The organism is Xanthomonas sacchari (genome assembly GCF_024266585.1).
Lineage (GTDB): Bacteria > Pseudomonadota > Gammaproteobacteria > Xanthomonadales > Xanthomonadaceae > Xanthomonas_A > Xanthomonas_A sacchari_C.
In genome coordinates this window covers 174,868-200,620 of sequence record NZ_CP100647.1, presented here as the reverse complement: position 1 = coordinate 200,620, position 25,753 = coordinate 174,868, and the positions used below count along the sequence as shown (strand labels likewise).

Annotated in this window: 20 protein-coding genes and 2 pseudogenes; 11 read left to right on the top strand and 11 right to left on the bottom strand. The window is 69.2% G+C overall.

Annotated features, from left to right (window positions below; translation table 11 throughout):
- Nucleotides 1–445: 445 nt before the first annotated feature.
- From NKJ47_RS20785 to glyQ, 3 genes and pseudogenes are all read right to left on the bottom strand, one after another.
- A pseudogene (locus NKJ47_RS20785) lies at nucleotides 446–1,024 on the bottom strand (DALR anticodon-binding domain-containing protein); the annotation flags it as partial.
- Nucleotides 1,004–2,734, bottom strand: a pseudogene (glyS, locus tag NKJ47_RS00760) (glycine--tRNA ligase subunit beta); the annotation flags it as partial. The pseudogenes glyS and NKJ47_RS20785, both read right to left, overlap by 21 nt.
- A 155-nt stretch (nucleotides 2,735–2,889) precedes the next feature.
- The gene (glyQ, locus tag NKJ47_RS00755) at nucleotides 2,890–3,798 is read right to left on the bottom strand and encodes a glycine--tRNA ligase subunit alpha (protein WP_254459684.1); all 909 of its coding nucleotides are present in this window, start codon (nucleotides 3,796–3,798) and stop codon (nucleotides 2,890–2,892) included.
- 75 nt (nucleotides 3,799–3,873) lie between these two features.
- Between glyQ and NKJ47_RS00750 the strand changes: the two genes are divergently transcribed.
- On the top strand, nucleotides 3,874–5,694 hold the full coding sequence (locus NKJ47_RS00750; RefSeq protein WP_254459683.1) for a GspE/PulE family protein: 1,821 nt from the start codon (nucleotides 3,874–3,876) through the stop codon (nucleotides 5,692–5,694).
- A 261-nt stretch (nucleotides 5,695–5,955) separates the two neighbouring features.
- On the opposite strand, the gene NKJ47_RS00745 is transcribed toward NKJ47_RS00750, so the two are convergent.
- Nucleotides 5,956–6,762 (bottom strand): substrate-binding domain-containing protein, encoded by an 807-nt coding sequence (locus NKJ47_RS00745; protein ID WP_254459682.1) that lies wholly within the window; start codon nucleotides 6,760–6,762, stop codon nucleotides 5,956–5,958.
- A 259-nt stretch (nucleotides 6,763–7,021) separates the two neighbouring features.
- Between NKJ47_RS00745 and NKJ47_RS00740 the strand changes: the two genes are divergently transcribed.
- Both NKJ47_RS00740 and NKJ47_RS00735 read left to right on the top strand, forming a co-directional pair.
- Nucleotides 7,022–7,792, top strand: a complete 771-nt coding sequence (locus tag NKJ47_RS00740) for a glutamine amidotransferase (RefSeq protein WP_254459681.1) — start codon at nucleotides 7,022–7,024, stop codon at nucleotides 7,790–7,792.
- Between the two features lie 46 nt (nucleotides 7,793–7,838).
- Nucleotides 7,839–8,738 (top strand): BPSS1780 family membrane protein, encoded by a 900-nt coding sequence (locus NKJ47_RS00735; RefSeq protein WP_254459680.1) that lies wholly within the window; start codon nucleotides 7,839–7,841, stop codon nucleotides 8,736–8,738.
- 142 nt (nucleotides 8,739–8,880) lie between these two features.
- Here the strand turns inward: NKJ47_RS00735 and tatC are convergent, their stop codons facing one another.
- The 4 genes from tatC to NKJ47_RS00715 all read right to left on the bottom strand — a co-directional run bounded on the left by tatC (nucleotide 8,881) and on the right by NKJ47_RS00715 (nucleotide 11,416).
- The gene (gene tatC, locus NKJ47_RS00730; RefSeq protein WP_254459679.1) at nucleotides 8,881–9,621 is read right to left on the bottom strand and encodes a twin-arginine translocase subunit TatC; all 741 of its coding nucleotides are present in this window, start codon (nucleotides 9,619–9,621) and stop codon (nucleotides 8,881–8,883) included.
- Entirely contained in the window at nucleotides 9,618–10,145 is a 528-nt protein-coding gene (gene tatB / locus NKJ47_RS00725) for a Sec-independent protein translocase protein TatB (protein ID WP_254459678.1), read from the bottom strand. The genes tatC and tatB overlap by 4 nt, the downstream gene beginning before the upstream one ends.
- A 15-nt stretch (nucleotides 10,146–10,160) precedes the next feature.
- Complete coding sequence (gene tatA, locus NKJ47_RS00720; protein WP_019798768.1) at nucleotides 10,161–10,391, bottom strand: Sec-independent protein translocase subunit TatA; 231 nt, start codon at nucleotides 10,389–10,391, stop codon at nucleotides 10,161–10,163.
- A gap of 125 nt (nucleotides 10,392–10,516) precedes the next feature.
- Nucleotides 10,517–11,416: a lipid-binding SYLF domain-containing protein gene (locus NKJ47_RS00715; RefSeq protein ID WP_254459677.1), complete on the bottom strand. Its 900-nt coding sequence runs from the start codon at nucleotides 11,414–11,416 to the stop codon at nucleotides 10,517–10,519.
- A 167-nt stretch (nucleotides 11,417–11,583) separates the two neighbouring features.
- Between NKJ47_RS00715 and hemH the strand changes: the two genes are divergently transcribed.
- The 3 genes from hemH (at nucleotide 11,584) to NKJ47_RS00700 (ending at nucleotide 15,804) form a co-directional block, all read left to right on the top strand.
- Complete coding sequence (gene hemH / locus NKJ47_RS00710; protein ID WP_254459676.1) at nucleotides 11,584–12,543, top strand: ferrochelatase; 960 nt, start codon at nucleotides 11,584–11,586, stop codon at nucleotides 12,541–12,543.
- The gene (locus tag NKJ47_RS00705) at nucleotides 12,540–13,382 is read left to right on the top strand and encodes an alpha/beta fold hydrolase (protein ID WP_254459675.1); all 843 of its coding nucleotides are present in this window, start codon (nucleotides 12,540–12,542) and stop codon (nucleotides 13,380–13,382) included. Before hemH ends, NKJ47_RS00705 begins: the two co-directional genes overlap by 4 nt.
- A gap of 232 nt (nucleotides 13,383–13,614) precedes the next feature.
- Nucleotides 13,615–15,804 carry a methyl-accepting chemotaxis protein gene (locus NKJ47_RS00700; protein ID WP_254459674.1) on the top strand — a complete coding sequence of 730 codons (2,190 nt, stop codon included), beginning with the start codon at nucleotides 13,615–13,617 and terminating at the stop codon, nucleotides 15,802–15,804.
- 696 nt (nucleotides 15,805–16,500) lie between these two features.
- Here NKJ47_RS00700 and NKJ47_RS00695 read toward each other — a convergent pair.
- The 3 genes from NKJ47_RS00695 to ttcA form a co-directional block, all read right to left on the bottom strand.
- A complete protein-coding gene (locus tag NKJ47_RS00695) occupies nucleotides 16,501–17,292 on the bottom strand; it encodes a SprT family zinc-dependent metalloprotease (RefSeq protein WP_254459673.1) in 792 nt (263 codons plus the stop codon).
- A 67-nt stretch (nucleotides 17,293–17,359) separates the two neighbouring features.
- The gene (locus tag NKJ47_RS00690) at nucleotides 17,360–18,265 is read right to left on the bottom strand and encodes a recombination-associated protein RdgC (RefSeq protein ID WP_242157565.1); all 906 of its coding nucleotides are present in this window, start codon (nucleotides 18,263–18,265) and stop codon (nucleotides 17,360–17,362) included.
- Nucleotides 18,266–18,377: 112 nt separating this feature from the next.
- A complete protein-coding gene (gene ttcA, locus NKJ47_RS00685; RefSeq protein ID WP_254459672.1) occupies nucleotides 18,378–19,253 on the bottom strand; it encodes a tRNA 2-thiocytidine(32) synthetase TtcA in 876 nt (291 codons plus the stop codon).
- Nucleotides 19,254–19,386: 133 nt separating this feature from the next.
- Between ttcA and NKJ47_RS00680 the strand changes: the two genes are divergently transcribed.
- The 5 genes from NKJ47_RS00680 to NKJ47_RS00660 all read left to right on the top strand — a co-directional run bounded on the left by NKJ47_RS00680 (nucleotide 19,387) and on the right by NKJ47_RS00660 (nucleotide 25,484).
- Nucleotides 19,387–20,505: a hypothetical protein gene (locus NKJ47_RS00680; RefSeq protein WP_254459671.1), complete on the top strand. Its 1,119-nt coding sequence runs from the start codon at nucleotides 19,387–19,389 to the stop codon at nucleotides 20,503–20,505.
- 161 nt (nucleotides 20,506–20,666) lie between these two features.
- Nucleotides 20,667–21,029, top strand: coding sequence for a hypothetical protein (locus NKJ47_RS00675; protein WP_254459670.1), 363 nt, complete (start codon nucleotides 20,667–20,669; stop codon nucleotides 21,027–21,029).
- Between the two features lie 33 nt (nucleotides 21,030–21,062).
- Nucleotides 21,063–21,221, top strand: coding sequence for a DUF2256 domain-containing protein (locus NKJ47_RS00670; protein ID WP_254459669.1), 159 nt, complete (start codon nucleotides 21,063–21,065; stop codon nucleotides 21,219–21,221).
- Between the two features lie 52 nt (nucleotides 21,222–21,273).
- Nucleotides 21,274–22,824, top strand: coding sequence for a cryptochrome/photolyase family protein (locus NKJ47_RS00665; protein WP_254459668.1), 1,551 nt, complete (start codon nucleotides 21,274–21,276; stop codon nucleotides 22,822–22,824).
- Between the two features lie 455 nt (nucleotides 22,825–23,279).
- On the top strand, nucleotides 23,280–25,484 hold the full coding sequence (locus NKJ47_RS00660; protein ID WP_343237522.1) for a methyl-accepting chemotaxis protein: 2,205 nt from the start codon (nucleotides 23,280–23,282) through the stop codon (nucleotides 25,482–25,484).
- Nucleotides 25,485–25,753 lie beyond the last annotated feature (269 nt).

Genomic DNA, 25,753 nt, shown 5'->3' with positions numbered 1-25,753 from the left:
GCGTGTAGTGCGTGGACTCGCGCTGTTCCTTCTCCCACCGGGAGAAGGTGCCCCGAAGGGGCGGATGAGGGTACGGGCGAAGCCTCGTGCACCCACACTCCGCGAGTCGCTTCGCGCCGTACCCTCACCCCAACCCCTCTCCCGGGGTGGGAGAGGGGCTTAAGCAGGGGGTTGCACTGTTGGCTGTATGCGCACCGCGGAGCGGACCTAGTCAGGCGCTTCGTTGTTTTGCTGTGGAGGTTGCCGGCGTTCGCTCGTCGCGACTGAAGTCGCTCCCACAGTGAGCTTGCGGAGAGTCGGCTGGAGACCCTGTGGGAGGGACTTCAGTCCCGACGCATTGCAGTGTGCCGAAGCCAATGGCGCCGCGCAGTGCCGCAGGAGGCTCCACCCGCAAACGAGAACGGGCCGCGCAGGCGGCCCGTCTCGGGTTCGACACTGCTGGCGCTTAGGCCGACAGGTGCTCGATCGCGGCGACGCTGCCCAGGCGATCGCCCAGCCGCTTGAGCAGGGCCAGGCGGTTGCGGCGCAGCGCCGGGTCGTCGGCGTTGACCATCACCCCGTCGAAGAACGCATCCACCTGCGGGCGCAGCCGTGCCAGGAAGTTCAGCACGGTGACGTAGTCGTGTTGGCGCAGCGCGCCGTCGGTTTCGGCGATCGCCGCTTCCACCGCCTCGGCCAGCGCGCGCTCGGCCGGCTCGCGCAGCAGGCCCGCATCGACCTGCGCCGGAATCTCGCCCTCGGCCTTGCGCAGGATGTTGCGGATGCGCTTGTTGGCCGCGGCCAGCGCCTCGGCTTCCGGCAACGCGGCGAAGGTGCCGATCGCGTCGATGCGGCGGTCGAAGTCGTACAGCGAACCGAGCGCCGCGGTCGCGGTTGAAACCGCTCCTACGGACGCCGCCGTGTCCTTCGTAGGAGCGGCTTCAGCCGTGACCGAGAACAGCGCGGCCACCGCATTGAACTGCGTCGCCGGCACGCCCTTGTCGGCGTAGTAGCCGCGCAGGCGGTCGAGGATGAAGTCGAATAGCGCATCTGTTGCATCAAAGAGAGCGCTAGTGGGGCCTGCCTTAACCTTCTGATCAGCGAACAATTTATAAAGATCGTCGCCTTTGAAAATGCCCGCAGACTCTGTCTGCCCAATCAGGCTGTTTATATTCTGCAGAAGCGAGACCGAAACCTGGGTTGTCATTGAATTGTGGACGAGCAAGCTAGCGAACCAGCCAAGCCATCGCAGATCCACATCAAACCCACTCTCAATCACCGTCCGCGCCAACCCCAGCGCATTGCGCCGCAGCGCGAACGGATCCTTGTTGCCGGTGGGCTTCAACCCGGCGGCGAACCCACCGGCCAACGTATCCAACCGTTCGGCGATCGCCAGCACCTTGCCCAGTGGCGACAGGGCGATGTCGTCGCCGGCGAAACGCGGCTGGTAGGCCTCGTCGATCGCCAGGGCGATCTCGCTGGGTTCGCCCGCGGCGAGCGCGTAGTGGCGGCCGGCGATGCCCTGCAGTTCCGGGAACTCGTTGACCATGCGCGACTGCAGGTCGTTCTTGCTCAGTTCGGCGGCGCGGCGCGCCTGCGCCGGGTCCACGCCGACCTGCGCGGCGATCGCCTCGGCCAGCGCGGCCACGCGCTGCACCTTGTCGGCGATGCTGCCGAGCTTGGCCTGGTAGGTGACGCTGGCCAGGCCGGCACCCATCGCCTCCAGGCCCTGCTTGAGGTCTTCGTCGAAGAAGAACTTGGCGTCGGCGAAGCGCGGGCGGATCACCCGCTCGTAGCCCTTGGCCACTTCGGCGACGTCGCGCGAGACGATGTTGGCGATGCCGATGAAATGCTCGGTGAGCTTGCCGCCGGCATCGAGCACCGGGAAGAACTTCTGGTTGCTCTCCATGGTCTCGATCAGCGCTTCCTGCGGCACCGCCAGGAACGCCGGTTCGAACTGGCACAGCACCGCCGACGGCCACTCGACCAGGTTCACCACCTGCTCCAGGTTGTCCTCGGCGATGCGCGCGCTGCCGCCGGCGTCGCGTGCGGCCTGCTCGACTTCGGCGACGATGCGCGCCCGGCGCAGGTCCGGGTCCACCAGCACCTGCGCGGCCTGCAGCGCGGCCACGTAGTCGCCCGGCTGCGCCAGCGGCACCGGCGCATCGTGCAGGAAGCGATGGCCGCGGCTGTCGCGGCCGGCCTGCACGCCGAACAGCGGCATCGGCACCACCTCGCTGCCGAACAGCAGCACCAGCCACTGCACCGGCCGCGCGAAGCCGTAGTCGTGATCGCCCCAGCGCATCGGCTTGGGAATCGGCATCGCCGCGATCGCCTCGCGCAGGATCTCCGGCAGCAGCGTGGCGGTGCGCGCGCCCGGGTTCACCGCGCGGTGCACGAAGCGCTCGCCCTTGGCGTCGCTGGTGCGCTCCAGCGCGGTCCAGTCAATCCCGGCCTTGGCGGCGAAACCCTGCAGCGCCTTGGTCGGCTGGCCGTCCGCGTCCAGCGCGATGTTGAGGTAGGGGCCGAGCACTTCCGCGCGCTGCTCCGGTTGCTCGACGGCCACGCCCGGCAGCAGCACCGCCAGCCGGCGCGGCGTGGACAGCGGCTTGGCGTCGCCGCGCTCGACCGCGATGCCGCGCTTCTCCAGCCCGGCGATCACGCCGTCGAACAGCGCCTGGGCCAGGCCCGGCAATGCCTTGACCGGCAGTTCCTCGGTGCCCAGTTCGATCAGCAGGGGAAGGTGTTCGCTCATGTGTCAGACCTTGCTAGCGGTGCCTTCTCCCTGCGGGAGAAGGTGCCCCGAAGGGGCGGATGAGGGTGCGGGCGCCTGGGGAGTCGGGAGCATCCGGCCGTTCGTGCCGGCTTACCCTCACCCCAACCTCTCTCCCGGAAGGAGAGGGGCTTGGCTCACTTCTTGACGCCGGGGAAGCCCAGCTTCTCGCGCTGCGCGTAGTAGGCCTTGGCCACCGCCTGCGCCAGCGCGCGCACGCGCAGGATGTAGCGCTGGCGCTCGGTCACCGAGATCGCGCGGCGGGCGTCGAGCAGGTTGAAGGCGTGGCTGGCCTTGGTCACCTGTTCGTAGGCCGGCAGCGGCAATCCGACCTCGACCAGCGCCTGCGCTTCCCGCTCGCAGGCGTCGAAGCGGTGGAACAGTTCGGCCACGTTGGCGTGTTCGAAGTTGTACGCGCTCTGCTCCACCTCGTTCTGGTGGTAGACGTCGCCGTAGGTGACCGGCGTGCCGTCGGGGCCGTAGGTCCACACCAGGTCGTAGACGTTGTCGCAGTTCTGCAGGTACATGCACAGGCGCTCGAGCCCGTAGGTGATCTCGCCCAGCACCGGCTTGCACTCCAGGCCGCCGGCCTGCTGGAAGTAGGTGAACTGGGTGACTTCCATGCCGTTGAGCCACACCTCCCAGCCCAGGCCCCAGGCGCCGAGCGTGGGCGATTCCCAGTTGTCCTCGACGAAGCGCAGGTCGTGCACCAGCGGGTCGATGCCCAGCGCGCGCAACGAATCCAGGTACAGCTGCTGGATGTTGTCCGGGTTGGGCTTCATCGCCACCTGGTACTGGTAGTAGCGTTGCAGGCGGTTCGGGTTCTCGCCGTAGCGGCCGTCGGTGGGGCGCCGGCTCGGCTGCACGTAGGCCGCGTTCCACGGCTCCGGCCCGAGCGCGCGCAGGAACGTGGCCGGATGGAAGGTGCCGGCGCCCACTTCCAGGTCCAGCGGTTGGATCAGCACGCAGCCGTGCTGCGCCCAGAACTGGTTGAGGGTCTGGATCAGACCCTGGAACGTGATCGGAACGGACCGGGAAACGGACATCTCGCAGGGGCCGGTTGAGGGGTGCGCTAGTATAGCGACCGACTCGCGGGGACTTCCGCGCACCGGACCTGGACCATGGATTCGCGCCCCGCCGCGCCACCCGTGTCGTTGCCCGCCGAGCCCGCCGTGGCGTTGCCGCTGGGCCGCCTGAGCTTCGAACGCGTGGCCGCCGCGCTGCTCGCCGACGGCCTGGTCGCACCGGCCGAACGTGGCCGCGTGCAGTTCTCGGCGCAGACCGCGCGCACCGTCAGTGACGTGCATCCGCTGGTGCTGCTGTCCAACCTGAAGCTCGCCGCGACCCGCCCGCCGGGCAGCGAACTGAGCCTGGAGCGGCTGACCGAGTGGCTGGCGCAGCGCTGCGGCCTGCGCTACCTGCGCATCGATCCGACCCGGGTCGACGTGGCCGCGGTCACCGGTGTGGTCTCGCACGCCTACGCGCGGCGCCATCGCATCCTGCCGCTGGCGCTGCAGTCCGAGCGCCTGCTGGTGGCGACCAGCGAACCGCTGGCGCTGGATTGGCTCGGCGACGTGCAGCACCTGGCGCGGCGGCGCATCGAGGTCGTGGTGGTCAACCCGCTGGACCTGCATCGCTACACGATGGAGTTCTTCGGCGTGACCCGCTCGGTGCGCGGCGCCAGGGACGGGCGCACCGAGCAGAGCAGCGGCCTGCCCAGCTTCGAGCAACTGGTGGAACTGGGCCGCGGCGGCGACGTCAACGCCGACGACCAGCACATCGTGCACATCGTCGACTGGCTGCTGCAGTACGCCTACGAGCAGCGCGCCAGCGACATCCACCTGGAGCCGCGGCGCGAGGCCGGGCGCATGCGCTTCCGCATCGACGGCGTGCTGCACAAGGTGCTGGAAGTGCCGCCGGCGGTGATGACCGCCATCGTCAGCCGTATCAAGGTGCTCGGGCGCATGGACCTGGCCGAACGGCGGCGGCCGCAGGACGGGCGCATCAAGACCCGCTCGCCGGGCGGGCGCGAGACCGAGATGCGCCTGTCGACCATGCCCACCGCGTTCGGCGAGAAGTGCGTGATGCGCATCTTCGACCCCGACGCCGCGTTCAAGAGCGTGGACCAGCTCGGTTTCAGCGCGCAGGAAGCGGCCGGCTGGAACGCGCTGGTGGAACGTCCGCATGGGATCGTGCTGGTCACCGGTCCCACCGGGTCGGGCAAGACCACCACGCTGTACTCCACGCTCAAGCGCCTGGCCACGCCGGACGTGAACGTGTGCAGCGTGGAGGACCCGATCGAGATGATCGCCACCGAATTCAACCAGATGCAGGTGCAGCCGAACATCGACCTGGACTTCGCCAGCGGCGTGCGCACGCTGCTGCGGCAGGACCCGGACATCATCATGATCGGCGAAATCCGCGACCTGGAAACCGCGCAGATGGCGGTGCAGGCTTCGCTGACCGGGCACCTGGTGCTGTCGACCCTGCACACCAACGACGCGCCCTCGGCGATCACCCGCCTGCTCGACCTGGGCGTGCCGCACTACCTGGTCGCCTCCACCCTCAACGGCGTGCTGGCGCAACGCCTGGTGCGCACCCTGTGCGGCCACTGCAAGCGTCCGCACACCCTCGAAGCCCACGAGTGGGACGCGTTGCGTGAGCCGGGCGAGGCCTTGCCCGAGGTGCTGCAACCCTATGCCCCGGTGGGCTGCCTGGAATGCCGCCGCACCGGCTACCTGGGCCGGGTCGGCCTGTACGAATTGCTGCCGGTGACCCCGCGCCTGCGCACCCTGATCCGCGCCGACATGGACCTGGCCGGCTTCAGCCGCGCCGCCCAGGCCGAAGGCGTGCGCACGCTGCGCCGCGCCGGCCTGGAGAAAGTGGCCGCCGGGCTGACCACCGTCGAGGAAGTGCTGTCGGTGCTGCCGCCGCGGGAGTGAGCGGGCCGGATGCGGCGTCGGCATGCGGTCCCTGGTCCGATGGCCTGCCGCGCCCGACGCAGGTGCGGGAACGTCCCATCAGATAGACCGCATTGCCGCAGGAGCGGCTTCAGCCGCGACCAGGCGTCCCCGGAAACGCCCCGTCGCGGCTGAAGCCGCTGCTACGCGGCAATGGCGCGTTTGGCCGAACCGCGGCGAGGGAATGCGGCGCGGTGCCCCCGCGTTTGCGGGCCGGACGCAGCGCCGTGGCCCGTACCGCGGTTATTGCTTCCCGGCGAGCGGTGTCAGGCCGCTGTCGGCGATGGCCTTGGCGGCGGCGGGCGACGCCAGGTAATCCAGCAGCGCCTGCGCCGCCTGCGGTTGCGTGCTGGCCGTGGCCACGGCGCCGGCGTACAGCGTCATCTGCTGCGCCTGCTTGGGGATCAGGCCGACGATGGCGATGCCCGGGACCGGCTTGAGTTCGCTCAGTTGCTGGAAGCCCAACTGCGCGTCGCCGCGCGCGACCACCGCGCCGACCGGCTCGGCGGGAATCATCCGCGCCTTGGCGGCAAAACCGTCGCCCAGCCGCATCCGCGGGAACAGCGTGCGCGACAGATAGACGCCGCTGGCGCTGTCGGAATAGGCCACCGAGCGGCTGTCCAGCAGGGTCTTGCGGAAGGCGTCCATGGTGGAAATGTCCGGCTTGGGCGCGCCCTGCTTGACCGCCATGGCGATGTAGGACTCGCCCAGGTCCACGCGGCTGGCCTGGCGCGCCTGGCCGTCGGCGATGAGCTTGTCGAGCGCCGCGCCGACCATCAGCAGCACGTCCGCCGGTTCGTGGCGGGCGAGGCGGTTGGGAATGGCCTGCGGCGTGTCGCCCATCGACGGAGCCGCTTCGATGTGCAGCTTCACCCCGGTGGCCTGCTCGTAGCCGGGGGCGATGGCGCGGATCGCGCCCATGATGCCGCCGGAGCTGAGCACGGTGAGCGTGGTCGGTTCGGCGGGACGAGTGGAACCCGGGGCCGCTGCCGCCGCGCCGGAGGCGATCAGCAGGGCGGCCAAGGTCAACGGAATCAGGGAACGGCGCATGTCTGTCCTCTTCGGGGGAGAGGCGAAGAGCGTGCACGCGCCGCGCTGAAGCGGATGGGAAGCCGCTGCCGGCACGCCGGCAGCGGCCACACGGCGCGCTGATCGCCCGCGCAGGCACCTCGCCGCCGCCGCGCCGCTCCCAGGCGCCGCCTGCCCGGGGACAGGGCGCCGCTGCATGGCTTGCTCGCAGTTATATGCTTATGCCATCGGCAGCATGCGCGCTTGGAAAAAGCCGCGCGCCGCCGTCTAGAATCCGGGCATGCCGTTGGCTTCTTCCGTCCGTCGCCGTGCTGCGCCCTTCCTGATCCTCGAAACCGGCGAACCGGTGGCGACGATGCGGCGCTACGGGCGTTTTCCGCACTGGATCCGCGTCGCCGCCGGCCTGGCCGAGGGCGACACGGTGGTGGCCAACGTTGCTGCCGGCGCGGCCCTGCCGGCGCGGACGGAGTTCGCCGGGGTGATCGTCACCGGCTCGGCGGCGTTCGTCACCGACCGGGCCGACTGGAGCGAGCGCTCGGCGGCCTGGCTGCGCGAAGCCGCCGAAGAGGGCACGCCGCTGCTGGGCATCTGCTACGGCCACCAGCTGCTGGCGCACGCGCTGGGCGGGGAGGTGGCCTACAACCCGGCCGGGCGCGAATCGGGCACGGTGCACATCGAACTGCATCCGCCGGCCGCCGAGGATCCGCTGTTCGCCGGTCTGCCGGCGCGCTTCCCCGCGCATGCCACGCATCTGCAGACGGTGCTGCGCGCCCCGGCCGGCGCCACGGTGCTGGCGCGCTCGGCGCAGGACCAGTGCCACGCCTTCCGCTGGGGCGAGGCGACCTGGGGCCTGCAGTTCCATCCGGAGTTCGCCACCCACCACATGCGCGGCTACGTGCAGGCGCGTGCAGACTGTCTACGCAGCGCCGGACGCTGCGCACGTACCATCGCCCGCGAGGTCAGCGCCGCGCCGCTGGCGCGCAAACTGCTGCGGCGCTTCGTTCAGCACGCACGTGGGCAGCACAGCGGCGGCCAGGCAAAACCGCGATAATCTGTGCAGTCGCCGCGCTGACGGCGTCCCCCACTTCGGATTGGCAATGATCGAGATTCGCAAGCTGCCGGCCTCGGCCGGCGCGGAATGGCTGTTGGCCGGCATGTCGCTGCTGCGACGGGCGCCGTGGACGTTGGGCCGGCTCGGGCTGATCTGGGGCCTGACGGCGCTGATCGCCCTGTTCCTGGGGGTGCTCAACCCGACCCTGGGCATGCTGGCGCAACTGCTGATGGGGCTGGCCGGCCCGCTGCTGTTCGGCGGGCTGGTGTGGGCGGTGCGCGAGGTCGACCAGGGCCGCAGCGCCGAGCCGGCGCACCTGCTGCAGGGCCTGCAGGGTGGCCGCACGTTGAACCTGCTGGTTGCATTGCTGCCACAGGCGATCGCCTTGTTGGCGCTGTCCATCCTCGCCGTCGTGGTGATCCGTCCGGAAGGATGGATGCAACTGACGACGGTGATGAACAAGCTCAACGAACTGGGCCAGTCCGGCGCGCAGCCGGATCCGGCGCAGGTGGAGCAGCTGGTCGCGACCCTGCCGGCGCTGCGTATCCTGCTGTGGCTGATGCTGGTGGCGGTCGGGTTCGTGGCGGTGGCGCTGACCCTGTTCCTGTTCGCGCCGCAGGTGATGTTCGACGGCCGCAACGGCATCGCCGCGATCGGCCACGGCCTGCGCGCCTGCCTGCACAACCTGCCGGCGATGCTGGTGTTCTTCGTCCTCGCCTTCCTGGCCATGTTCGCGTTCTATTTCGCGCTGACGGTGGTGATGCTGGTGCTGCAGTTCCTGGTCGGCACCGCCGTGGCGGCGCTGGTCGGGCAATTGCTGCTGATGGCGCTGCTGATGCCGGTCCTGGCCGGGGTCGTGTATGCGGCCTGGAAGCAGATGTTCGTGCATGCCGGCGACGCCGCGCCGGCGGTGCCGCCGCCGCCGTCGAACGTGTTTGTGGCGTAGGGCCGGGAGTCGGGAATCGGGAATCGTAAGAGCGACAGCAACAGCAAAAACGGCCCTTCGGGGCCGTTTTTGCTGTGTGCGGCAGATTGCCGTCAAGCTGCGTGGTGATGGCGGGTATGCAGCGAACCGCTGTTCCGATTCCCTATTCCCGTGCCTCGATTCCCGGCTTCTTGGTCACCGCTGCCGCGGCGATGATGCCCAGTTCGTACAGCAGGCACATCGGGATCGCCAGCATCAGCTGCGAGACCACGTCCGGCGGGGTCAGGATCGCGGCCAGGACGAAGATGCCGACCACCGCATAGCCGCGGCCGTCGCGCAGCTGCTGCGGGGTCACCCAGCCGAGCAGGGCCAGGATCACCAGCGCCACCGGCAGTTCGAAGCTGGCGCCGAAGGCGAAGAAGATCGCCAGCACGAAGTCCAGGTAGGCGCCGGCATCGGGGGTGAGCTGGATCACGTCCGGCTTGAACGTGGTCAGGAAGTGGAACACCGCCGGCAGCACCAGGAAGTAGGCGAAGCCGCAGCCGAGATAGAACAGCAGCACCGCCGAGGCCAGCAGCGGCAGCGCCAGGCGCTTCTCGCGCTGGTACAGGCCGGGGGCGACGAAGGCCCAGGCCTGGTACAGCAGCCACGGCGCGGACACGAACAGGGCCAGGAAGAACGCCAGCTTGAGCGGGGCGATGACCGCGCCGGCCGGGTGCGTGGCGATCACGCTCTGGCCCACCGGCAACTGCGCCAGCATCGGCTCGGCCAGCCAGGAATACAGGCGCTTGGAGAAGGGCAGCAGCGCCACCACCACCACGCCCAGGCCGATCAGCGCGCGCATCAGCCGCGCGCGCAGTTCGACCAGGTGCTCGATCAGGCTGCTTTCGGCCTCGACGTTCATCGCGGCGCCTCCGGGTCACTGGCGGGAGGCTGGCCGCTGTGCGCGGCCGCGCCAGTGGAGGCCGGATGCGGCGCGGCCGCACCGCGTGCGGCGGCCGGCACCGTGGAGACCGGGGCCGGCGTGGCCGACGGCGCCGCCAGTGGCGTGGCCGGGTCGGCCGCGTGGCCCGTCGGGGCGTCGGTCGTGGCGGTGGACGCCGGCGGCACGCTGTCGGCGGGCGGCACCGGCGGGTTCGGATCGATCTCGCGGCGCAGCGCCTCGGTCTGCCGCTGCAGCTCCTGGCCGCCGTCGCGCAGCTGGGTCTCGGCCTGGCGCAGCGAACTCTGCACGTCGTGCAGGCTGCGCTTGAGTTCCTCGGCTTCCAGTTCGCGTTCCAGTTCCTGCTTCACCGAGTCCCACTGCGCGCGGGCGCGGCGCACCCACAGCCCGGCGAAGCGCGCCGCCTTGGGCAGGCGCTCGGGGCCGAGCACCACCAGTGCCACCACCGCGATCACCAGCAGTTCGCTGAAGCCGATATCGAACACGCCGGCGGTGTCCCGTCAGTGCGCGTCGCGGTCGCGTTCGGCCTGGGTCTGGCGGGACGGCTCGCTGCTGCTGCGCGTCTCGTCGCCGAGCTGGCCGGCGGGCTTGTCCTCGTCGCGCATGCCTTTCTTGAATTCCTTGACCGCATTGCCCAGATCCTTGGCGCCGCTCGTCAGCCGCTTGGTGCCGAACACCAGCAGCACGATCACCAGCACGACCAGCCAGTGCCAGATGCTAAGACTGCCCATGATCCGCTCGCAGAAAAGTCGTAAGGAACCCGCAGGATAACGCACCGCGCCGCGTGGCGTTACCTTCCCCGGCCATGCAGGCGCGCCTGCACGGCGAGAGGGACAGGTGGCGTTGGGAATGGCGCTCAGCGATCGCCGTCGAGCTTCTCGGTGCGGATCTCGCCGTCGGACACCGGCTGGAAGCCCTGCTGCGGCGCCGGCTGCGCCTGGCCCTGCAGGGGCGCGGTGCTGGCGGCGGCCTCGGGCGCGGCGGTCGGTTCCGGCGTGGCCTGCTGCGCCGGCATGGCCGGTGCCGGCGCAGGGGCCGGGTTGCCGCCGCTGTCGGTGCCGCGGCTCTGCCGCGCGGCGTAGGTGGCTTCCTCGAGCTTGTCGCGGAAGGCGACGATGTCGTTGGACGGCCGGTTCGGAGTGCGGCCCTCGAAGATCATCCGCGGCGTGGTGTTGGGGCCGTAGGCGTTGAGGTCGGCGGCATCGTCGATCTGCAGCGCGGCACCGTCCAGGGCGACGCCGGCGAACAGGCCGCGGGCGCGCGACCACGACCAGATCTCGGCCTTGAGCTGGCCGTCGGTGGCGGCGGCGGCGTTGCGCCCGACCGGGCCGGCGGCGACGCCGGCATCGGCGCCGAGGGTGAACTTGCCATTGACGATGTTGTCCAGGCTGCGGTCGTTGCGGAACACCAGCACCACGTCGGAGGACTGCACGCCGACCTGGAAGCCGATGCTGCCGCCGGTGAGCTTGACGAACACCGGGTTGGACCAGGTGCCATCCGGGCGCTTGACCGACATCAGGCCGTGGCCGCGGCGCCCGCCGATCACCAGGCCGGCCTTGAGCGTGTCCGGGATCACCACGATGGCGCGGCCCTCGTCGAGCAGCTTGTCGGGGATGGACTGTTCGGGGATCTTCTGGATGTCGGTCAGCACGCGCAGCGCGTTGCGGGCGCGCTCGTCCTCTTCCGGACCGGCCACGGCGTGGCCAGCGAACAACACAGTGCTCAACAACAGGGCGAGGCGCGGCAGGAGGGGCATGGCGGGCTCCGAAGTAGGTCCGCAGCAAGATACTGCAAGCGCTCGAACTTAGTCACAGGGCAATGAATCGGCAATGAGTGGTGCCGGCGCCGTGCGCAGGCGCCGTCGATCGCCGCGATCGAGCGTATCGACACGCCGCGGCGCGCGCGCTCTGCCACAATGCGCGCATGGCAGACGCACCCGAGACCGCCATCCTGGTGGTGAATCTAGGCACGCCCGAGGCGCCGACCGCGCCTGCGGTCGCCCGTTACCTGGCCGAGTTCCTCGGCGACAAGCGCGTGGTCGCGATCCCGCGGCTGGTCTGGTGGCCGCTGCTGCACTGGGTGATCCTGCCGCGGCGTTCGCCGAAGTCGGCGGAGAAGTACGCCCAGGTGTGGCTGCCGGACGGCTCGCCGCTGGCGGTGTATACCCGGCGCCTGGCCGAGGGCATGCAGCGCGTCCTGCCCGGGCACCGCGTGGTCTGGGCGATGCGCTACGGCGCGCCGGCGCTGGCGCCGGCCCTGGACGCGCTGCGCGAGGCGGGCGTGCGCCGGATCGTGGTGCTGCCGCTGTACCCGCAGTATTCGACCACCACCACCGCCTCGATCGAGGACGTGGTGCGGGCCTGGCAGGCGCGCCATCCGCAGCTGCCGGTGCACCTGATCGAGGACTACCCGACCGATCCGGCCTGGGTCGAGGCGGTGGCCGACAGCGTGCGCGCGCACTGGGCGCAGCACGGCCGCGGCGAGCGGCTGTTCTTCTCCTTCCACGGCCTGCCGCAGCGCGTGGCCGACAACGGCGATCCCTACCCGCAGCGCTGCCAAGCCAGTGCGCAGGCGATCGCCGCCGCCCTGGGGCTGGAGGCCGGGCAGTGGGAACTCGGCTACCAGTCGCGTTTCGGCGCCGAGCGCTGGCTGCGCCCGTATGCCGAACCACGGCTGTGGGAACTGGCCGCGCAAGGGGTCAAGCAGGTGGACGTGATCTGTCCCGGCTTCGCCACCGATTGCCTGGAAACCCTGGAAGAAGTGGCGATGGGCTTCGTCGAGACCTGCGCCGAACGCGGCATGCAGGTGCGCTACATCCCTTGTCTCAACGACGCCCCGGCGCACGCGCGCGCGCTGGCGCAGCTGGCCGCCCGCGCCGCATGAGCGTGCGTCCCTTCGCCTGCCCGTCGCGGGTGGGCGCGCTGGCCGGATTGCGCAGCGGCGACCCGAATGGGCCGAAAGCGCTGGCCCTGCACGGCTGGCTCGACAACGCCGCCAGCTTCGTGCCGCTGAGCCGGCACCTGCCGCGCCTGGACCTGGTGATGCTGGACCTGCCCGGCCATGGCCACAGCAGCGCCTTGCCCGATGGCGCCGAGTACCTGCTGGCCAGCGCCCTGCATCCGGTGCTGGACGCGGCCGATGCGCTGGGCTGGGACCGCTTCGTGCTGATCGGCCATTCGATGGGGGCGGCCATCGCCAGCCTGCTGGCCGCCGCGGCGCCGCAGCGCATCGACAAGCTGGTGGCGATCGAGATGCTGGGCGGCCTGGCCGAGCGAGAGGCGGGGGCGGTGGAGCGGCTGCGCAACAGCGTGGCCAGTACCCGCCGCGCCAGCGCCACGCCGTTGCGGGTGTTTCCCGACCTGGCCGCGCCGGTGCGCGCGCGGATGCTGGCCAACCAGCTCAGCGAGCCGGCCGCGCGGCTGCTGGTGGAGCGCGGCGTGCGGGCGGTGGACGGCGGTTACGTGTGGCGTAGCGACCGCCGCCTGACCCTGCCCACCGCGATCCGCCCGACCGAGACGCAGATGCAGGCGCTGCTGGCCGGCATCGAATGCCCGACCGCGGTGGTGTTCGCCGATCCGGCCCAGGACATCCTGCCCGAACCGCTGCGCCTGGCGCGCGCCGCGTGCCTGCGCGACGGCCGCGTGCACACGCTGCCCGGCACCCACCATCTGCACATGGAACAACCGGCGGCGGTGGCTGCGCTGCTGCACGACTTCCTCTGAGGCGAGCGCGGCGGCCACCGCGTCGCGGTGCGCCCCTGGCCCTGGGGCGCCGCCGTCCCGCCGCGCATCGCGTAGGCACACTGCGACGCAGTGACCGCTGGCGGTGCGCAGCGTGCCGCGGTCGAGCTCGTTCCGGCGTCACAGTTCGGCATGTTGTCGCCGCGCCGTCGCGTTTCGGAAAACTTCGGCGCACAGCGTAGCGCACACCCTTCCGCCCTACGCCGCCCTTCCGATGATCCGCCTCCTTCGCCGCTACCGGGTCGGCCCACGCCTGACCTTCGCCTTCGCCGCCCTGTTGTCGATCTGCGGTGCCCTGATCGTGGCCAGCCTGGCGTCGATGGCGCTGGCGCGCCAGCAGCTCGACGACATCGCCCTGGACAAGATGGAGAAGATCCGCCTGTCCAACGCCATGGTCGCGGCGCAGGCGCGGCTGGAGATCGGCCTGCTCAACGACGTCATCCTGACCAACCCCGACGAGAAGCAGGCGGTGGTGCGCGCCATCGGCGACGCCCAGCGCGACTACGCGCAAGCGCGGCGCAAGCTGTTCGCGCTGCGCCTGGACCCGGCCGACCGCACCGGCGCGCAGTTGCGCGCGGCCATCGACAAGGCCTACGCGCAGGTGCAGCCGTTCCAGTCGCAGGTGCTGGCGCTGGCCGCCGACAACCAGAACCTGGATGCGCAGACCCTGCACCTTTACACGCTGCAGCCGCTGCTGGCGCAATGGCAACAGGCGATCCAGCGCAATGCCGCGCACCTGCGCACGCTCAGCGACGGTTCCTATGCGCAAGCGGTGGCCACCATGGCCCGCGCGCGCTGGATGCTGCTGCTCGGCGGCGGCCTGTTGCTGGCGGTCAGCGCCTGGCTGGGCTGGTGCATCACCCAGAGCCTGGTGCGGCCGCTGCGCGAAGGCACCCGGGTGGCCGCGGCGATCGCCGCCGGCCAGCTCGATGCGCTGGTGCCGGTGCAGGGCAACGACGAGGCCGCCGACCTGCTGCGCAGCATGCAGACCATGCAGACGCAGCTGCGCGCGGTGCTGGCCGAACAGCGGCGGATGGCGCAACGGCATGCCGAAGGCGCCATCGCCTGCCGCGGCGATGCGGCCGCGTTCCCGGGCGACTACGGGCAACTGCTGCGCGATGCCAATGCGCTGGTCGACCTGCACGTGGGCACCGCGCAGTCGACGGTGGCGCTGATGCGGCGCTACGCCATCGGCGACCTCGGCGAGGACATGCCGCGCCTGCCCGGCGAGCAGGCGGCGATCTCCGAGGCGATGGATGCGATCAAGGCCAACCTGGGGGCGCTCAGCCGCGACATCTGGAATCTGGCCGAGGCCGCCGCGGCCGGCGACTTCAGCGCACGCGCCGACCTGGGCGCGCACCAGCACGATTTCCGCATCATGCTCGAGAGCCTCAACCAGTTGATGGCGACGGTGGACGGCAACCTGGTGCAGTTGTCCGGCTTGCTGCGCGCCATCGCCAGCGGCGACCTCGGCGTGCGCATGCACGGCGACTTCCACGGCGTGTTCGCCGACATGCGCGACGACGCCAACGCCAGCGCCGACCAGCTGGCGGCGATCGTGGCCGGCATCCAGCAGGCGGCCGCGGCGATCGACGCCGAGGCCGGCGCCATCGCTGGCGGCCACCAGGACCTGTCGCAGCGCAGCGCGGAACAGGCCGGCACGCTGGAGCGCACCGCCCGTGCGACGGCGCGCCTGACCGACACCGTCCGCCAGAACGCCAAGGATGCGCACCACGCCAACCAACTGGCCGACGCGGCGGCGACGGTGGCCGGCCAGGGCGGCACGGCGATCGACGCGGCGGTCGGCGCGATGCAGGGCGTGGAAGCGGCCTCGCGCAAGATCGGCGAAATCATCGCGGTGATCGACGGCATCGCCTTCCAGACCAACATCCTGGCGCTCAATGCCGCGGTGGAAGCCGCGCGTGCCGGCGAGCAGGGCCGCGGCTTCGCCGTGGTCGCCAGCGAGGTGCGCGCGCTGGCGCAGCGCTCGGCCGATGCGGCCAAGGAGATCAAGCGCCTGATCGAGGCATCGGTGAACCAGGTCGCGATGGCCTCGGCGCAGGTGCACGATGCCGGCCACACCATGGGCCGCGTGCTGGCGTCGGTGAGCGAGGTCAATACGCTCATGGCCGCGATCGCGGCGGCCTCGCAGGTGCAGGCCGCCGGCATCGACGAAGTCGGCCAGGCGATGACGCAGATGGACCGCAGCACCCAGCAGAACCTGGCGCTGGTGGAGCAGGCCACCGCGGCCTCGCGCGCGCTGGAGCAGCAGGCCGGCGCGCTCAACGAGGCGGTGGCGGTGTTCCGCCTGGCCGACGCGGCGCCGGCCGCGCATGCGGAGGAATCGCCGGCGCTGGCGATCCAGCCTGCGCCGGTCGGCTTCGACTACGCGCGCAGCGCCTGACGCCGGACGACGTGGGGGCGGATCGGGCGCTGCGTGCGCTGCGCGTGCGACGACCGACGTGGGATCGATCGCCAGGCCAAACGCCTCGCGTCAGGGGTGTGCGGACAGGCGTGTAGGTGTGCGCCCTACACGCCCGACGTGAAGCTTGTGTGTAGAAAAATTTTCGCTTAAGTTGCGCCCACGCCTGCCGTCAACAGGCGTAGACGCGATACGTCCTGTGTTCGCGGCTCGATCCCGGCGTCCTGACATGCCGGCGTAGTGCCGCCCGGACCGTACCGCCTCGCTGGCGCCGGAGGCCGCGCCTGATTTGCGGTAGGCGGGAGGAGAGGGGGCCTACCGGGCGCTGCATGGAGTTCTGCTTCCGCAGCGCTGGGCCAACACACCGCGATGCGCTCGCAGCGGCGCGCCCAGAACCCATCTTCCGTTCATGCCTCTGCAGCGTCGGCCTGCGCGATAACGTGCGGCGGCGCAACATTTCTCTCCCGCTGGTTCCCGCTCCGCGCCACACCGCGCCGGCGCCAGGCGCGCGAACGCCGCAGCGTCTTCGTGGTCCCCGAAGAATGTGCTTCGCCCGATCCGATCGGGTGCAGCGTGTCCCGTAGGAGCGGCTTCAGCCGCGACGGGCGTTCCCGGTGAAGCCTGTCGCGGCTGAAGCCACTCCTACGCAACGCGTCCCTGCGTGCGTGGCTATGCCCTTCAGTCGCGCTCCGGCTGCAGCAGCCAGCGCAGACGCGCCTTGAGCTGGCGGCCGTGCTGGTGGAACCAGGTGCGCTCGGCGCGCCAGTCGGGGAAGCGCGCTTCCACCTCGTGCCAGAACGCCGGCGAGTGGTTGGCCTGGATCAGGTGGCAGAGTTCGTGCACCAGCACGTACTCGAACGCCGAGGGCCGCCCCAGCACCAGCGCCAGGTCCAGCGCCATGCTGCCGTCGGGCGCCAGCGAGCCCCACTGCGAGGACATCACCTTGTAGCGCACCGCGCGCGGGGCACGCGGCAGCGACGGCAGGTAGCGCGGCAGCCAGCGGCCGACGTCGGCGCGGGCCTGGGCCTCGTAGAAATCGCGCAGCGCGCGGCGCAACGCCGCATCGCCGCCGCGCGGCGGCAGGTGCACCTGGGCCACGCCATCGACGAGGTCGATGCGCGCGTAGTGGGCGTCGTGCCAGGCCACCGGCAACGTCTGCCCGTGCAGCGGCAGTTCGCCGGCCTCGCCGGGCCGCAGCGGCGCCAGCGTCTCGGCGGCGACATAGCGCGACAGCTGCTGCGCCAGCCATTGCCGGTTCTCCAGCAGGAAGCGCTCGCCGGCGACCAGGCTGGCGCGCAGCGGCAGGGTCAGCCGCGCGCCACGTTCGTCCACGCTGAGCTTGATGCGCCGTGCGCGCGGGTCGCGCACGCGCAGCACTTCGACCTCGCGCTCGTCCAGGCGGAAGCGGACGAGGTCGCGTTCGACGGCCGCCGGGGGCGGCGCGATCAGGCGACGGAGCAGATCGGGCATGGGCACAGCATACCGCCGACGCGGGTGCGCACGGTGACAGCCGCGTACGGCCGCCTCCGCCGTGGCATCAGTCGGCCTTGCTCAGCTTCAGCGCGTCTTCCAGCAGCAGGAACAGGCGCCGCACCTCGGCGCTCATCAGCGCGAAGCGCGCGTCCAGTTCGGCGCGCACGCCGTCCTGGTCGGCATGCTCGAGCTGATCCAGGGCGCCGTCGAGGAACTTCAGCTTGCGGATCACCAGGTCGTCGCCGAGCACGAAGGACACGTGGTCGTCGAGCACCAGGGCCAGCTTGGTCACCTGCTTGCCGGCCTCCAGGTGCTTGTCGATCTCGTCGCAGCGCAGTTCCTGATGCTGGCACTTGACCACCGCGCCGCCCTCGATGGGGTCCTTCATCTCGCACTCTTCGCCCAGGCTCAGGCCCTCGGGCAGCGGCTCGCCGGCGATCCAGCCGGTGAGGATCGAGCGCGGTGCGACCTCGGCGTTCAGCGGCAGCGCCGGGAAGCTGCCGAGCAGGCCGCGGATCTCCGACATCACGTTCTCGCCTGTCTTGCGGCTGGAGGTGTCCACCGCGACGTAGCCGTGCTGCAGGTCGAGCATGGCGTCGGTGCGCGAGGACTTGACGAAGGCGCGCGGCAGCAGCTCGTGGATCAGGTCGTCCTTGAGCCGCTTGCGCGCGCGGCCGCCGGGGCGCCGGCCTTCCTTCTCCTCGATCTCGGCGACCTTGCGTGCGAGCAGGTCGTTGACCACCGAGCCGGGCAGGATCTTGTCCTCGCCGCCGACGGTCAGCCACAGGAAGTCGGCGATGCGGTGCGACAGCGCTTCCTGCTCGTCGCGGCCGAACGGGGAGATGAAGCCGCGCGAACTCATTTCCAGCGGGCCGACCGACTTGAGCAGGGCCTCCGGCAGGAGCTTTTCGACCTCGGAGAAATCGAGCGTGGTGGGGAAGCGGAACAGGGTCAGATTGCGAAAGAACATCGAGCATCCAGCGGAAGGAAACGGAACGGTCCGGCGGCACGCGCCGGGGAGCGGCGGCCATTGTCGCATCGCGCCCGCCCGGGCACCGCATCGGGCGGTTCAGCGAGGGGCCTCAGCCCGGCGCGTCGCCTGCCCAGGCGCCGGCCGCGACCGTGGCGGCGCCACCGAGCGCGGCGAAGTCGAACAGCGCGCGGTCGGCCAGTTGCGCGGGGTGCACGTTGCCCAGCGCCCGGGCGATCTGCTCCACCCGCCCCGGATGCTCCCGGTCCCACTGTTGCAGCAGTTGCCCGACCTGGCGGCGCTGCAGCGTTTCCTGGCTGCCGCACAGCGTGCACGGGATCAGCGGGAAGGCCTGCGCCTGCGCGTAGGCGGCGATGTCGTCCTCGCGCACATAGGCCAGCGGCCGGATCACCACGTGGCGGCCATCGTCGCTGCGCAGCACCGGCGCCATCGCCGCCAGCTTGGCGTGGAAGAACAGATTCATGAAGAAGGTGGCGACGATGTCGTCGCGGTGGTGGCCCAACGCGATCTTGGTGAAGCCGTGCTCGGCGGCGTAGCGATACAGCGCGCCACGGCGCAGCCGCGAACACAGCGAACACAGGGTCTTGCCCTCCGGCACCACCCGGGTGACCACCGAATAGGTGTCCTGCTCGATCACATGCCAGGGCACGCCGCGCTGGCGCAGGTAGGTCGGCAGCACGTCGGCGGGAAAGCCCGGCTGTTTCTGGTCCAGGTTTACCGCCACCAGTTCGAACGGCACCGGCGCCTTGCGCTGCAGCTGCAGCAGGATGTCCAGCAGGGTGTAGCTGTCCTTGCCGCCGGACAGGCACACCATCACCCTGTCGCCGGCGCCGATCATGCCGAAATCGGCGATGGCCTGGCCGACCTGCCGGCACAGGCGCTTGCCCAGCGCGGCCGCGTTACGGGGCGCGCTGGGTGCGGGATCGGCGAGCGGCTGCAGCGACGGCAGGGGCAGGGGCGAGGTCATCGGCGGTAGTGTAGTCGGCGCCTGTTGGACGCTGTGCTGTTTGATCACCAAAACTCCTTGTAAGCGAGCTCTCATCGATTAGGTAATACTCCAGTTCGGGATCGAGCTAAACCCAATTTTACAGGGAGGTCAGATGCTAACCGTGTATCTCGACAGTCAAGATTTTTCGCATTTCTCGGCGAAGCATAAAGATCACGAGAAGTATTCATCGCTAAAGGCGGAGTTGCTCCAACTAAAGAAAGATGGAGTTGTAAGGTTTGTATTTAGTGATATTCACATATACGAGACATTTCCTACTAACGCTGCTGCAACCGGAGAAGGACTTGACCGCATCCGTACGATAGCGGAGTTCTGCGGTAGGGAAAGTATGCCCTCTTTCGTATCTTTGGTTGAATATGAAGTTCGTTCCTTGATATGTAAAAGGACAGGTGAAGCTACACCCGCTCTGTCATCCAACTGGTTTCCCGATCTGGGTATCGCCAATCAGCCCTTGGAGCGGCCATCCAATTCTCCGAATAGGAAGGAGCGACGTGCCATGGAAAGCCAACTGCGCAAAAATAGCAGCCCGCTAGTAGCTGAGTTCCGCGAGAAGTATCCTTTCCTCAAAGACACTAATATCCTAATTAAATATTACGGACATGAAGTAGAATGGCCTGACGTTGTAGCGATGATTGAGAGAAGCATACAGGACGTAAAGTCATTCACCGCATGGCTTGCTGCTTCTAATGAGAGCAATTTGAATTTTCCCGAAATATTGCGTGGCGGCTATGGAGCTTACGTCGAGTCTGTAACGGCTATTAAGGAAGAAGTGCTAAGGTGGGCCAGCGGCATGGACACCTCTGAACAAAAGAAAGAGCTTGCCAAGGAAGTTGGCGCCGGGCTCGACAAGTCCCTTGTGGAAATGCGTTCCTCAATAGCCCGTCGTCTCTTAGATGAATCTAAGAACTATGATGGTCCTTTGATTGTAGATGAGTCCATGCCTTCGCTTGACGCTCTTTTGCGGTATTTGGCGGAAATGCTTCGGCGTTCATCGCAGTTGTCCACTCCGCGTAGGCCGAAGGGGAGTGACTTCGCTGATGCGTTGCACATCTCTTATTTGCCGAGAGTAGATGTTTTCCGTATGGACGCGGATGCTGTCAGCGCACTGGCGTATATTTTCCCTGGCCGAAAAAGTGACATCGTGGCGGATGTTTTTAAGCTCCCAGCGCTTATCAGGGCTAAGTCTGATATTTCCATTCAACAAGCCAAATGATATTCAATGCTTTCAGGGCGTGATAGCAGCAGGAAAGGGAGCGCTAGGATTTTCTCAGGTCCGCAGTTGTGTCCATGCAAGTGTGTACCGATCTTCCTCTGCCATGCCGCCAGCGGGACAAGGCCGTACACTCGCCGCTGGCCACGCACGCAGGGTCTCGCATGTTCAAGAACCTCATCCCCACGATCTTCTACGCGCGCATGCAGGACGGGCTGGACTTCTTCGTCGGCGGCCTGGGATTCCACGTGCTGTACCAGGACGCGACGATGGCGGTGATCGCGCGCGACGGTGCCAAGGCCTATCTGGTGGAAAACGCCGAGTGGGCGGCCAAGGACCGGCCGGAACTGGGCGTGGAGACCGACAGCATCGACGCGATCTACGCGGAGTTGTCCGCACGCGCGCCGCAATGGCTGCATCCCAACGCCCGCACCGTCGCGCTCAAGCCCTGGGGCGCGCGCGAATTCGCGATGCTGGATCCCACCACCGTCTGCGTGGTGTTTCGCGAGTGGCCGGCGCAGCCGTAAGCGACGGCGAACCTGGGCGAGCCGAGGCGGGGCATGCGCAAGAAAGGCTATCTGCCGCAGAAGCCCTGCCTGCACTGCGGCCGGCCGTTCCGCTGGCGCAAGAAGTGGGAGAAGGTCTGGGACGAGGTGACGTATTGTTCCGATCGCTGCCGTGGCGAGCGCAAGCGTATGCGCGCGCCGGGGGCGCCATGAGCCACCGGGTGCCGCGCGGTCGCCTGGTTTGGCCGCAGGCTTGCTGCGCAGCATGACTCCGCAGCCGTCCACCGCCCACACCTTGCGCCTGGTGCTGGGCGACCAGCTCGATCCCGACCATGCCTGGTTCGACGTGCGCGATCCCGGCGTGGTCTATGTGCTGATGGAAGTGCGGCAGGAGACCGACTACGTCCTGCACCACGCGCAGAAGATCCTGGCGGTGTTCGCCGCCATGCGCGATTTCGCCCGGCACCTACGCAGCGCCGGCCATCGCGTGCGCTACGTGGCAATCGACGCCGCCAGCAACCGCCAGTCCATCCCCGCCAATCTCGCTGCGCTGATGACGCACTACGGAGCGCAGCGCCCGCAGTACCAGGACCCCGACGAATGGCGCCTGGACCAGCAACTGCGACAGTGGAGTGCGACGCAGGCCTTCGCCACCGAAGCGGTGGACAGTGCGCACTTCTACACCCGCCGCGGCGAACTGGCGGAGTTTTTCGGCGGGCGCCCGCAGTGGCTGATGGAGCACTTCTACCGGCACATGCGCAAGCGCCACCGGATCCTGCTGGCCGCGGACGGCACGCCGGAAGGCGGGCAGTGGAACTACGACCACGACAATCGCCAGCCTTGGCATGGCGAACCGGCGCCGCCGCCGGATACGCGCCCGAGCCACGATCACCGCGCGCTGTGGGCCAGCATCCAGGCCGCCGGTGTCGCCAGCTTCGGCCAGCCGCAGGCGGACGCGGTGCGCTGGCCGTTGAACCGCGCCGAGGCGCTGGCCTGTCTCGATCGCTTCATCGCCGACGCCCTGCCGCACTTCGGCCGCTACGAAGATGCGATGAGCACGCGCAGTCCGCGCCTATTCCATTCGCAGCTCTCCTTCGCCCTGAACACCAAGATGTTGCGGCCGCAGGAACTGGTGCAGCACGCGCTGGCCGCCTACGCCGCCGGCGCTGCGCCGCTGGCGGCGGTGGAGGGCTTCGTGCGGCAGATTCTGGGCTGGCGCGAGTACGTGCGCGGCATCTACTGGACGCATATGCCCGGCTACGCAGCGCGCAATGCGCTCGGCCACGACACGCCACTGCCGGCCTGGTTCTGGACCGGCGACACGCACATGCGCTGCCTGCAGCACGCCATCGGCCAGTCCCTGCAGGATGCGTACGCGCACCATATCCAGCGGCTGATGGTCATCGGCAACTTCGCGCTGCTGGCCGGCCTGGATCCGGCTGCGGTGCACCGCTGGTACCTGGGCGTCTACATCGACGCGTTCGAATGGGTCGAACTGCCCAACACCGTGGGCATGAGCCAGTTCGCCGACGGCGGCCTGCTCGCGACCAAACCCTATGTCAGCAGCGCGGCCTACATCGACCGCATGAGCGACTACTGCCAGGGCTGCCGCTACGACCGCAAGCGGAAGACCGGCGCGCGTGCGTGTCCGTACAACGCGCTGTACTGGGACTTCTTCGCGCGGCACCAGCATACGCTGGGCCGCAATCGCCGCCTGGACGTGGTGTACCGCCAGCTCGACACGCTGCCGGCCGCGCACGTGCAGGCTTTGCGCGCGCACGCGCAGCACCTGCGCGAACGCCTGGACACGCTGTAGCGTAGCCGCGCTTCTTGCGCCGATGCGACGATCCGGCACCGGGCGGCGCGACGGTGCAGTCGTGCCGCCCGGCACGCTGGTGTCGGGGCGCAGACCAGTCCGTGCCGCATGCGGAGGTCACGTCGCGCGATCGCGCCGCGACCGTGCGCTCGGCATGCGCCGCACGCTATCCGCTGCGCCTGGCGCCGTGTGCGAGGCTGCGGCCGACGCCGCGCAGACCTCGCCATTGCAGGCATGACGCGCTGTACGGCGTGTGCCACCTGCGGTTGAGCCTGCCGCGCGCGCCGCGTGCGATACGGTGTGCACGGTGACGCATTTTCCATGCTGCGCATCGGCGGCGCCGGCGACGTCTGCGCATGCGGCTTTCCGAATTTGCGACTTGGGTCGCTCGCCGGGGGTCAAGTTCGCGATGTCGATACCGATAGAAGTACCCCCCCTCGCGAATCCCCCCCCCAATGCACTTCTTTCACTCCTTCAAGGTGAGTCAGCGCCTTGCGCTGTCGTTCGGCCTGCTGATCGTGCTGCTTGGCGCTTCCTCTACCCTGGCGCTCTACCAGTTCCACAACGTGCGCCAGGCGGTCGACAAGATCGTCCACGAGAACAATCTGAAGACCGAACTGCTGTACACCATGCTGCGCAACAACATGAGCGCGGAGCGCTACCTGCGCGACATGATGCTGTCGCCGGCCGACAAGCGCCCGGCGCTCGTCGCCAAGATCCAGGAGATCCGCGCCGACAACGACCGCCGTCGCAAGGCCCTGGACGCGCTGCCGGGCACGGCGGAAGGGCTGGCCATGCGGAAGGAGATCCAGGCCGCGCAGGCGGCAGCACGCTCGGTCAACAGCCGGGTGCTGGCGCTGGCCAGTTCCGGCGAGATCGAGGCAGCCAGGCAGCTGCTGTACGGCGATGCCGCGCCGTTGCTGGCGCGGCGCGTGGAGGTGATCCAGAACGCGGTCGATCTGCAGATCCGGCAGAACGCGCTCAGCTCCGAGCAGATCCAGGCGGCCCTGGTGTTCAGCAATCGTGCCTTGATCGGATTCGGCCTGCTGGCGGCAGTGCTCGGCGCGACCTTGAGCGTGCTGATCACCCGCAGCCTGGCCGGGCCGCTCGGGAACGCTACCGAAATCGCCGAATCCATCGCCCAGGGCCGGCTGGACCATCGGATCCCGCCGCAGCCCAAGGACGAGACCGGCCGCCTGCTGACCAGCATGGACCGCATGCAGACGCAGCTGCAGGCGGTGATGGCGGCGCAGTCGCAGGTGGCCAGACACCACGAGCGCGGCGACGTCAGCCAGCGCATGGACGAACACGCGTTCCCCGGCGAGTACGGGCGCATGGTGGGGGAGAGCAATGCGTTGCTTGACATGCACGTGAACCTCCAGCAGCGCCTGCTCGAGATCATGGGGCGCTATGCGATCGGCGACCTGTCGCAGGACATGGATCGCCTGCCCGGCGAGCAGGCCGCGCTCACCGAGACCATGGACCAGGTCAAGCGCAATCTGTCGGCGATGCATGCCGAGATCGGACGGCTGGTCGACGCCGCGGCCGCCGGCGACTTCGCCGTGCGCGGCGACACCGCGCGCTTCCAGTACGACTTCCGCGACATGGTCGAAGGGTTGAACCAGTTGATGGCCACCACCGACGGCAATCTGCAGGCGCTGTCCAGGCTGCTGCAGGACATCGCCCGCGGCGACCTGACCACGCGTATGGAGGGACAGTTCGAGGGCGTGTTCGCGCAAATGCGCGACGATGCCGATGCCACCGTGGCCCAGCTGACCCAGATCGTCGGCCGCATCCAGCATGCGTCCGGGCAGATCACCGGCGCCGCCGGCGAGATCGCCGCCGGCAACGCCGATCTGTCGCGCCGCACCGAGCAGCAGGCGGCCAGCCTGGAGGAAACCGCCGCCTCGATGGAAGAGCTGACCTCCACCGTGCGCCAAAATGCCGAACGCGCCAGCCAGGCCAATCAGTTGGCCATCGGCGCGACCGCGGTGGCGTCGCAAGGCGGCACGGTGGTGGCCGAGGTCATCGACACGATGAACGACATCCAGACCTCGTCCAGCCGGATCGCCGACATCATCAGCGTGATCGACGGCATCGCCTTCCAGACCAATATCCTCGCGCTCAACGCCGCGGTGGAGGCGGCGCGCGCCGGCGAGCAGGGCCGTGGTTTTGCCGTGGTCGCCAGCGAAGTGCGGGTGCTGGCGCAGCGTTCGGCCGAGGCCGCCAAGGAGATCAAGCAGCTGATCGACGACTCGGTGAGCAAGGTGGACGCAGGCGCGCAGCTGGTCAACAGCGCCGGCAGCACCATGCACGAGATCGTCGTCAGCGTGCAGCGCGTGACCGACTTCATGACCGAGATCTCGGCCGCCTCGCAGGAGCAGTCGAGCGGCATCGAACAGGTCACTCAGACCATCACCCACATGGACCAGACCACCCAGCAAAACGCCGCCATGGTGGAAGAAGCCTCGGCGGCGGCCCAGGCGATGGAGGAGCAGGCCATCCAGCTCGGCGACGCGGTGAAGATGTTCATCCTGTCCGGCGGCAACGCGGACCTGGCGGCGCCGAGCCAGGCCAAGCCCCTGGGCACGGCCGGTGCCTTGCCCTCCAGGCGTGGTCCGCAGCGGGTGGCCCCGTTGCAGGTCGAACACGCCTGCTAGGGACGCCGAGCCGGTGCGCGCTGCTGGTCGCAGCGTGCGTTCGCAGGAACGCGGCCCATGGTCGCGACGATGTTTCATGGCAACCGCCGGTGTCCGTCGGGCCCCGGCCAGCTGCTGTTCCGTCGTGGTGCAGCGCCGAGCGTGGGCCAAGTGCGCGTGCAAGACGAGGCCATGCAGGCCTCTCGCAGCAGGCGCCGATGCGGGCTGATTCTCCGCAGGTGCTGAGCCGCTGAGCGCAGCAGCGCGCGTCCTGCCGGCGCCGTGGCCTC

What these genes read in the sequence shown, in the direction of transcription:
- glyQ (WP_254459684.1), bottom strand. Translation starts at nt 3,798, where the DNA reads ATGTCCGTTTCCCGGTCCGTTCCGATCACGTTCCAGGGTCTGATCCAG.
- NKJ47_RS00750 (WP_254459683.1), top strand. Translation starts at nt 3,874, where the DNA reads ATGGATTCGCGCCCCGCCGCGCCACCCGTGTCGTTGCCCGCCGAGCCC.
- NKJ47_RS00745 (WP_254459682.1), bottom strand. Translation starts at nt 6,762, where the DNA reads ATGCGCCGTTCCCTGATTCCGTTGACCTTGGCCGCCCTGCTGATCGCC.
- NKJ47_RS00740 (WP_254459681.1), top strand. Translation starts at nt 7,022, where the DNA reads ATGCCGTTGGCTTCTTCCGTCCGTCGCCGTGCTGCGCCCTTCCTGATC.
- NKJ47_RS00735 (WP_254459680.1), top strand. Translation starts at nt 7,839, where the DNA reads ATGATCGAGATTCGCAAGCTGCCGGCCTCGGCCGGCGCGGAATGGCTG.
- tatC (WP_254459679.1), bottom strand. Translation starts at nt 9,621, where the DNA reads ATGAACGTCGAGGCCGAAAGCAGCCTGATCGAGCACCTGGTCGAACTG.
- tatA (WP_019798768.1), bottom strand. Translation starts at nt 10,391, where the DNA reads ATGGGCAGTCTTAGCATCTGGCACTGGCTGGTCGTGCTGGTGATCGTG.
- NKJ47_RS00715 (WP_254459677.1), bottom strand. Translation starts at nt 11,416, where the DNA reads ATGCCCCTCCTGCCGCGCCTCGCCCTGTTGTTGAGCACTGTGTTGTTC.
- hemH (WP_254459676.1), top strand. Translation starts at nt 11,584, where the DNA reads ATGGCAGACGCACCCGAGACCGCCATCCTGGTGGTGAATCTAGGCACG.
- NKJ47_RS00705 (WP_254459675.1), top strand. Translation starts at nt 12,540, where the DNA reads ATGAGCGTGCGTCCCTTCGCCTGCCCGTCGCGGGTGGGCGCGCTGGCC.
- NKJ47_RS00700 (WP_254459674.1), top strand. Translation starts at nt 13,615, where the DNA reads ATGATCCGCCTCCTTCGCCGCTACCGGGTCGGCCCACGCCTGACCTTC.
- NKJ47_RS00695 (WP_254459673.1), bottom strand. Translation starts at nt 17,292, where the DNA reads ATGCCCGATCTGCTCCGTCGCCTGATCGCGCCGCCCCCGGCGGCCGTC.
- NKJ47_RS00690 (WP_242157565.1), bottom strand. Translation starts at nt 18,265, where the DNA reads ATGTTCTTTCGCAATCTGACCCTGTTCCGCTTCCCCACCACGCTCGAT.
- ttcA (WP_254459672.1), bottom strand. Translation starts at nt 19,253, where the DNA reads ATGACCTCGCCCCTGCCCCTGCCGTCGCTGCAGCCGCTCGCCGATCCC.
- NKJ47_RS00680 (WP_254459671.1), top strand. Translation starts at nt 19,387, where the DNA reads ATGCTAACCGTGTATCTCGACAGTCAAGATTTTTCGCATTTCTCGGCG.
- NKJ47_RS00675 (WP_254459670.1), top strand. Translation starts at nt 20,667, where the DNA reads ATGTTCAAGAACCTCATCCCCACGATCTTCTACGCGCGCATGCAGGAC.
- NKJ47_RS00670 (WP_254459669.1), top strand. Translation starts at nt 21,063, where the DNA reads ATGCGCAAGAAAGGCTATCTGCCGCAGAAGCCCTGCCTGCACTGCGGC.
- NKJ47_RS00665 (WP_254459668.1), top strand. Translation starts at nt 21,274, where the DNA reads ATGACTCCGCAGCCGTCCACCGCCCACACCTTGCGCCTGGTGCTGGGC.
- NKJ47_RS00660 (WP_343237522.1), top strand. Translation starts at nt 23,280, where the DNA reads ATGCACTTCTTTCACTCCTTCAAGGTGAGTCAGCGCCTTGCGCTGTCG.